5 protein-coding genes and 1 tRNA gene are annotated in these 5,981 nt (G+C 42.4%); 3 read left to right on the top strand and 3 right to left on the bottom strand.

Annotated elements, in window-relative coordinates; genetic code table 11:
* Nucleotides 1-706 precede the first annotated feature (706 nt).
* A complete protein-coding gene (gene pssA / locus R7P36_RS24770) occupies nt 707-2,047 on the bottom strand; it encodes a CDP-diacylglycerol--serine O-phosphatidyltransferase (RefSeq protein ID WP_033907507.1) in 1,341 nt (446 codons plus the stop codon).
* Nucleotides 2,048-2,118: 71 nt separating this feature from the next.
* Nucleotides 2,119-2,550 (bottom strand): GNAT family N-acetyltransferase, encoded by a 432-nt coding sequence (locus R7P36_RS24765; protein WP_031781233.1) that lies wholly within the window; start codon nt 2,548-2,550, stop codon nt 2,119-2,121.
* Nucleotides 2,551-2,651: 101 nt separating this feature from the next.
* Between R7P36_RS24765 and murB the strand changes: the two genes are divergently transcribed.
* Both murB and birA read left to right on the top strand, forming a co-directional pair.
* Nucleotides 2,652-3,695, top strand: coding sequence for a UDP-N-acetylmuramate dehydrogenase (murB, locus tag R7P36_RS24760; protein WP_033907506.1), 1,044 nt, complete (start codon nt 2,652-2,654; stop codon nt 3,693-3,695).
* Nucleotides 3,692-4,657 (top strand): bifunctional biotin--[acetyl-CoA-carboxylase] ligase/biotin operon repressor BirA, encoded by a 966-nt coding sequence (birA, locus tag R7P36_RS24755; RefSeq protein WP_033907505.1) that lies wholly within the window; start codon nt 3,692-3,694, stop codon nt 4,655-4,657. Before murB ends, birA begins: the two co-directional genes overlap by 4 nt.
* A gap of 7 nt (nt 4,658-4,664) precedes the next feature.
* Here birA and coaA read toward each other — a convergent pair whose 3' ends face one another.
* Nucleotides 4,665-5,588 (bottom strand): type I pantothenate kinase, encoded by a 924-nt coding sequence (gene coaA, locus R7P36_RS24750; RefSeq protein WP_005388683.1) that lies wholly within the window; start codon nt 5,586-5,588, stop codon nt 4,665-4,667.
* A 205-nt stretch (nt 5,589-5,793) separates the two neighbouring features.
* Here coaA and R7P36_RS24745 point away from each other — a divergent pair.
* Nucleotides 5,794-5,869: transfer RNA gene (locus R7P36_RS24745), tRNA-Thr, on the top strand.
* Nucleotides 5,870-5,981: the final 112 nt, after the last annotated feature.

The raw sequence follows: 5,981 nt of genomic DNA, 5'->3' as shown, positions 1-5,981 counted from the left end.
GGGGTCGCGGGTTCGAGTCCCGTCCACTCCGCCACTTATATTAAGCCTCAGTCGAAAGACTGAGGCTTTTTTCGTTTCTACTGCGGCGTTTCCCTGAAGTGTGTTTACACCTAACTAGACTACTCCCCATAATCCCTACTAAGCGAACTCTGCGTGATTACACACTAGGCTTTAATTAATATAGGCCGTTGATGCTGTGGAAAGACAATATGACCTACAAACAAACCTAAGTAATCTATGGTATTCAAAGGCGTTCAACGGCTTGAATCTTGATGAGAAAGAAAAAACGAACTGTGCGCATAATCCAGAAAAGCGTCATATATACCCCCAATCTCTCCTGGCTCAAAAATCAAACGACTTGAAAAGAATTGGAAGGTGAAAGATTGAAGGAGCTCTTCATTAGCGAGGTGATGATTTTCGACGCTGAACATTTGATGAGTCTCAGAAAAAATATATCGCCAAGGGGTAAGAAGCGCCAGAACAGAGAGGGGGAGCTTAGCTCGAGGCTGTAAGCTATGCGGAATAACTCACAAACGTCAAAGCTCAAACCCATTAAGAGAGTCGCTCTAGATCTAAGTGGTTATGTGCTCACTAGCGGTACTAGAAAATAGTTAAGTATTCCAAATGGATTATATGAAAAAGCCAACTGCTAAAGCGGTTGGCTTAGTATAAAAATCTCGACGTACTTTAGAGCGAGAAATGATGTCTAAAGAATACGCTTTAAAACACCATCTGCCTTTAGGCGGGTAATTTTTCTGACCAGTCGCTGTACCCCTATAGGATAGTCTTCTACTTTCTCTAATTGCTTATAAGTACAGATAAGGTGAGTATGCTCAAGAATACGCGAAACTTCGTCTTCAAACTTCTCAGTGAGCTTCGCATAATTGTCTTGTATGAGTAGTCCATTTTCTAGGTCGAGTGACCAAGCACGTGGATTTAAGTTATTCCCAGTAAGTAGCATATAGCGTTTATCAACCCAAATACCCTTAAGGTGGAAGCTGTTATTGTCATGCTTCCATAGGTGAATTGACAATTTACGTGCGGCGATATTCGCTTCATTGGTTTTCGCAAAGCGACGTAAATTCACTTCGTAAAGATATGGAAGTCCGCCAATGGTTTTAAAGTCTTCCTCAGGTGCAATGTAAAAGTCGTTGGCGGTTTTATCACCCACAACAATAGTTACTTTCACACCACGCTTCATGGCTCGTTTCACTTCACGATGAAGTGCTTTAGGGAAGTTAAAGTAAGGCGTACAAATGAAAATTTCGTCTTGGGCTGCTGCCAATAACTTTACAATCTGTTGATTGAGTAGATTACGGCGTTTGCCTAGCCCAACTAACGGAGTGACTTTTACGCTTTCTTCTGTTGCAGCTTGGTCTTCAAACTTATAATTGGCTTGAGCAAGAGAAGCCCTCAGTTGGCGAATCGCCGACTTAATTTCTTTGGTTTCTGGCTTATCTTTTCCTGCAAGATCATTAACGGCAGGGTGAGCAATCATTTCTTCCTGAATGAATTGCACCATTGAATTCGCTAAAGATTCATGTCGAATCACATGGTAACGATCAAATCGATAACGTTCATGATAATGGAGATAAACGTTATTTAAGCTCGCCCCACTGTAGATAACAGTATCATCGACAATGAAGCCTTTTAAATGCAGTACCCCAAAAACTTCTCTGCCACGCACTGGTATGCCATAGACAGGGATTGGGTGTTGGTATTTGCTGGCATATGCTTTGTAAAGCGCTGAATTACCCTCAGATGTCTCCGCACCAATCAGGCCACGCTGCGCTCGATGCCAGTCGACACAGATATTGATGTCCAACCCAGGATTGCGCTGTTTCGCTTCATAAAGCGCAGTGAGAATTTCACGTCCAGCTTCATCATCTTCCAGATATAGAGCGACTAGGTAAATTCGCGACGTTGCTTTGCTGATAGCATCTAAAAGACGGGTTCTGAATGATTCTGCTGAATACAGAACATCAAAGTCTTCCGGATTGACAGCGAGACTTGGCAACTGTTCGAATGGATTCCTACTTACTATCATATCGGTATGAGTACCTTAGTTTAGTGCAATATTGCGAACCTGCCATTTTATCAAAGATATGATTTACCTGGCTACAAAAGCACGCGTTTTGATGTCGTTGAAGAGATGAATTGCATTGGAATGAGATCTTTACCGCTATCTACATAACGTTGAAATGCCATTTTTAGCGGGTGTGGTAGCTCAGAGCAATCAATTGTTGTGAATCCATGCTTGGAATAATAGGATTCGAGATGTGTAAACGCGAAGCAATAATCGCCATCAGTGAAAACATTGTTTTTACAATGAGTTAGTAGTTCTTTTCCAATCCCTGTTCCCCTAACTTTCGGAATGACCAACATTCCTGTCAATAGACGAACTTTATCTACACTTTTTAAACGTAGTAACGCAATGATTTCACCTTTATGGCTTGCTGTAATGATCAATTCATCTTTTTTGGCTCGACCCGCAGGGTAATACGCTTTGTATAGTTTCTTAATGAGGGGGAGCTTGATGGGATTTAACACTTCTATGATTAATGAGTCTGGTATTGTCACTGCGGTTAAAAGATAACTAATGTAGAATGTCGACAGTTTAAGAGAATCTTATCTGGTGTTGCAAACCTACTATGCAAATTAAAACAAATGCGAGCCTAAAGGCTTACCATACTTTTGGAATTGAACAATCGTGTTCCTATTTAGCTATCGTTGAGTCGCTTGAAGATGTTATTGAGCTATTTCAAAACCCAAGATTCACCCATTTACCGAAACTTTTTTTAGGTAAAGGAAGTAATGTTCTTTTTACAGAACATTTTGAGGGATTAGTGATTGTTAATCGAATCATGGGTAAAGAAGTCACGGAAACGGATGAGCACTACCTATTACATATTGCCGGTGGTGAAGATTGGCCTGAATTGGTTTCCTGGTGTGTGAATCAGGGGATCGGTGGGATCGAGAACTTAGCTTTGATTCCAGGTTGTGCTGGCTCGGCTCCTATTCAGAACATTGGTGCGTATGGCCTAGAGCTAAAAGACATCTGTGATTATGTAGATGTTCTTGATCTAACTACGTTTGAAAACAAAAGAATGCACGCCCAAGACTGTGAGTTTGCCTATAGGGATTCCATATTTAAACATGCGTTGCACGGAAAGTGCTTTATCACCGCATTAGGGCTTAAGTTGGCGAAGCAATGGCAGCCGATTAACCAGTACGGTCCTTTACAAAGTATCCCAGAAGAACAACTCAGCCCTGCTTCTATCTTCGAACGAGTATGCCAAGTGCGAAAGGCAAAACTGCCAGATCCAACCAAGATAGGTAACGCAGGTAGTTTCTTTAAAAACCCAGTGATCACGCAAGATCACTATGATCGACTCACAAAAAAATACCCTAACGTAGTGGCCTACCCAGCTTCTGGAGGAATGAAAATTGCTGCTGGTTGGCTTATCGATCAGTGTGGATTAAAAGGGAAGTCTGTACACGGTGCGCAGGTCAACCCTATGCAAGCTTTGGTTTTGACCAACATGGATAATTGTAGTGCTGATGACATTGTCGCGCTTGCTTCTTTAGTGAAGCAGACGGTATGGGATAAATACCAAATCATACTTGAGCATGAAGTACGCTTTCTCAATCGTACCGGGGAGACGAATTTGACTCAGATCGAGGCATCTAGATGAGAAAAGATCACTCTACGAAACTTCATATTTTAAGGTTATTAAGTGATGGAGAGTTTCATTCAGGAGAAGCGTTGGGCGACGATCTTAATGTTTCCAGAGCGGCAATCGCTAAGCACATTAAAGGTCTTAGTGAATGGGGTATTGATATTTATCGAGTGCAAGGGCGTGGTTACCAATTAGCTTCACCATTGCAGTTGTTAGACGAGACACTCCTGACCACTAGCTCGGAGTCACTTGTTGAACTTGTCCCTGTGATTGACTCAACGAACCAGTATTTGCTCGACAGAGTCGTGGATTCGGAAAAGGGCCGTGTTTGTATTGCTGAATATCAAGCACAAGGGCGTGGTCGCCGCGGTAGACAATGGGTCTCACCGTTTGGCTCTAACTTATATCTCTCTATGTATTGGCGACTGGATGCGGGAATGGCTGCGGCAATGGGCTTGAGCTTGGTGATTGGGATTGCCGCAGTGGAAGCTCTGGAAGAAGTAGGCATGCAAGGTGTTAAACTCAAGTGGCCGAATGACTTGTATTATCAAGATAAAAAACTGGCCGGAATCTTGGTTGAAATGTCGGGTCAGGCCGGTGGGGCTGCTCATCTAGTGATTGGGATGGGCCTGAATATTGGAATGCCTGACGACCAGCCTGAGATTGACCAGCCATGGACCACGTTGAACCAAGTAAATCAGAGTCTCAAGATCGATAGAAATGTTCTAGCAATGACACTTATCAAGCATTGGAATTCCGCACTTGTCGAATATGAAATGAAAGGACTTACTGGCTTTATCGAACGTTGGAATCGGTTAGACAATTTCCTTAATCGTCAGGTCAAACTGCTTATTGGTCCTAGAGAGGTATATGGCGTCGTTCGAGGCATCGATCATCAAGGTGGAATATTAATTGAAACCTCCCAAGGACTAGAGACTTATATTGGTGGTGAAATCTCGTTGCGTAAAAGTGACTAATCTTCGATTACTTTCGCAACGAGACTTTATCAACCAAGTGGTTAACGCCTTTGTGTAGAATCAAGTGGGCTCTCTCACGAGTTGGAAGAATATTCAATTCTAAATTGAGCCCATTAATATCATGCCAAATTTGCTTCGCTTTTTTCTTTGCGTCATCGACAGAGAGTTGTGTGTAGTGGCTAAAATAAGATCCAGGTTTCGTAAAGGCCCCTTGGCGAAACTTTAAAAAGCGTTCTACATACCAATGTTCAATGGTCTCTGTTTCTGCGTCGACATAAATTGAAAAATCTAAAAAGTCAGAGACGAAGACACGATGCGGGTCATGTGGATAGTCCATTCCACTTTGCAGAACGTTTAAACCTTCAATAATAAGAACATCCGGTCTATCCACTTTTCTTAGTTCATCAGTAATGTCATACGTGATGTGAGAGTAGATGGGTACTTCAAGATCGGGCTTTCCTGCCTTTACGTCAGACATGAACTCGACTAAACGCTTGATATCATAGGATTCAGGGAAGCCTTTACGATGCATGATACCGCGTTCTTCTAGTACTTTTTTCGGATATAGGAAGCCATCTGTTGTAACCAAGGAGACTTTGGGATGATTCTCCCAACGAGAAAGCAATGCCGTTAGAATACGAGCAGTCGTACTTTTGCCTACAGCAACACTGCCAGCGATACCAATTACGAAAGGGGGAGCATGTTCCTCTGTATTTAAGAATTGTTGTAATACGGAATTGCGGCTTTGACGAGCTTGGACATACAGATTCAAAAGACGAGACAAAGGAAGGTAGATCTCTACCGCTTCCTCCATGGTTAGGTTTTCATTAATGCCCTGAAGCGCAGTCAAGTCGTCTTCAGAAAGTGTCATCGGTACAGAGTTTCTTAACTCGGCCCAATTTGCACGGTCAAATGACAAAAATGGACTCATGGGTCTCTTTTATCCTTGGTTTAATAGAAGCAAGAACATACATCAAGCGAACTTCAAAGCAAACGACAAAGGTCGAAGTTTGCTTTAAAAAAGCTAAGTTTGTACGAATTTGCAGCAAACGAATCTAAAAAATCGAAATTTATGATTTTTTTTCAAATTACTATTGCAACCTAGAAAATCATTCAATAGAATGCGCACCACTTATGCCGACTTAGCTCAGTAGGTAGAGCAACTGACTTGTAATCAGTAGGTCACCAGTTCGATTCCGGTAGTCGGCACCATTCTTTCCTTTAGTAGTCTGAATGGCTTGAAAATTTGGAGGGGTTCCCGAGTGGCCAAAGGGAGCAGACTGTAAATCTGCCGGCACTGCCTTCGATGGTTCGAATCCGTCCC

Source organism: Vibrio sp. 397 (assembly GCF_033339395.1).
GTDB classification, from domain to species: domain Bacteria; phylum Pseudomonadota; class Gammaproteobacteria; order Enterobacterales; family Vibrionaceae; genus Vibrio; species Vibrio alginolyticus.
The sequence above is the reverse complement of the archived record's forward strand: the minus strand, read 5'-3'. Positions and strand labels throughout refer to the sequence as shown.

Excerpts from the sequence above, each read along its gene's own strand:
- pssA (WP_033907507.1), bottom strand. The coding sequence starts at position 2,047 with ATGATAGTAAGTAGGAATCCATTCGAACAGTTGCCAAGTCTCGCTGTC.
- murB (WP_033907506.1), top strand. The coding sequence starts at position 2,652 with ATGCAAATTAAAACAAATGCGAGCCTAAAGGCTTACCATACTTTTGGA.
- birA (WP_033907505.1), top strand. The coding sequence starts at position 3,692 with ATGAGAAAAGATCACTCTACGAAACTTCATATTTTAAGGTTATTAAGT.
- coaA (WP_005388683.1), bottom strand. The coding sequence starts at position 5,588 with ATGAGTCCATTTTTGTCATTTGACCGTGCAAATTGGGCCGAGTTAAGA.